Annotated in this window: 2 protein-coding genes; one reads left to right on the top strand and one right to left on the bottom strand. The window is 71.0% G+C overall.

The window, feature by feature from the left end; genetic code table 11:
* Positions 1-936 (top strand): HAD-IC family P-type ATPase (locus IJH84_RS14230; RefSeq protein ID WP_295145150.1); only part of this gene is annotated, 936 nt, incomplete at its 5' end.
* A 113-nt stretch (positions 937-1,049) separates the two neighbouring features.
* Here the strand turns inward: IJH84_RS14230 and IJH84_RS14225 are convergent.
* Positions 1,050-1,581, bottom strand: a 532-nt coding sequence (locus tag IJH84_RS14225; RefSeq protein WP_295145147.1) for a LytTR family DNA-binding domain-containing protein, incomplete at its 5' end; no start/stop codon positions are given.

The raw sequence follows: 1,581 nt of genomic DNA, 5'->3' as shown, positions 1-1,581 counted from the left end.
GGATCGCTGCTCACCGGACCGCGAATCGACCAGCTCGATGACGACGAGCTCGCCGCGGCGACCTCGGCGACCTCGCTGTTCGCGCGCACCATCCCGGAGCACAAGCTGCGGCTGGTGCGCACGCTGCAGGCGCGCCGGGAGATCGTCGCGGTCACCGGTGACGGCGTCAACGACACACCGGCCCTGGCCCAGGCCGACGTGGGCATCGCGATGGGCGCTGGCGGCACGGACGTCGCCCGCGAGGTGGCCGACCTGGTGCTGGCCGACGACGACTTCGCCACCACCACCCGCGCGGTGCGCGAGGGCAGGCAGCTGTTCGACAACCTGCGCAAGGGCGTGCGCTACTACCTGGCCTGCAAGGTCGGGCTCATCGCCACCGCGGCCGGCGGCGTCGCGCTGGGGCTGCCGGTGCCGTTCACCCCGATCCAGATCGTGGTGCTGGAGATGTTCATGGACATCGCGGGCAGCGCCACCTTCGCCGCCGAACCCGCCGAGAACGACACCATGCGACGGGCGCCGCGCGACCCCCGGCGCCCGTTCCTGGACCGGCCGCTGATCACCGCGATCTTCACCTGCGGTGCCACGTTGTTCCTCGCCGTCATCTCGATCTACCTCGGGGCGGTCTGGAGCGGCGCGCCGATCGCCACCGCGCAGACGCTCGCGTTCACCGGCTGGATGGTCGGTTACCTGGCACTGGCCTGGGTGATGCGCTCGGAGCGGACCCCGCTGGTGCGCTCGGGGCTGCGCTCCAACGGCTTCCTGCCGCTCTGGACGCTGGGCACCGCCGCGTGGCTGGCGTTGATCATGGTCGTGCCCGCGGTGCGCGATGCGCTGAACCTGACCGCGTTGACCGCCGGTCAATGGCTCGCGGCGGTGCTGGTACCGATCCTCGCGGTGGTGTGGATCGACCTGGCGAAGCTGCGCCACCGGCGCTGAGCCCCGATCGCTGCCGGACGGGCGCGCAGGAAGCGCGTCTTCCGCTGCGCTGCGCCCGGTCGAGCGCCGCGCTGATCCCGGCGGCTAGCCCGTCGGCGAGCTCATGCTTGCGATCAGAGGTCCAGTTCCCGGCGCACCGCTGGGGCGTTCCGCCGGGATACCGGCACCATCGTGCTCTGCTCGTCGTCCATCACCAGCAGCATCTCGCCCTTGAAGCGGCGTTCGACCTCGCGGACGCGGCCGATGTTGACCACGTAGCGGCGGTGCACGCGCAGGAACCCGGCTCCGCCCTGTTCGCTCTCGAGCTTGTCCAAGCTGCCCGAGGCTGCTCGCAGTCGGCCTTGGTCGGTGGTCAGCCACACGTCGTTGCCCTCGGATTCGGCGAAGGAGATCTCCGGGTGGCGCAGCAGCACCAAGCGGCTGTCCCGCATCGCCACGATCCGGGGTGGTGATCCCTGGTTGCCGCCGCCTTCCGCGCGCGGGAGCTGTTCGGCGTCGGACACCCCGAGTTCGACGAGGGTGCCGACGAGGTGTCCGGCGAGGAAGACGGGCCGGATGTTGATCGGTGTGGGTTCGTCGGCGAGGTGGGTGAAGATCTGGGTGGAACCGACCCAGTCGGGGTTGTGCGCGGCTTGTCCGGCGGCG

The sequence above is a fragment of the Saccharopolyspora sp. genome (genome assembly GCF_017434145.1).
Lineage (GTDB): Bacteria > Actinomycetota > Actinomycetes > Mycobacteriales > Pseudonocardiaceae > Saccharopolyspora_C > Saccharopolyspora_C galaxeae.
Note: the sequence above shows the minus strand (reverse complement) of the source record. Positions and strands in the feature narration are given on the sequence as shown.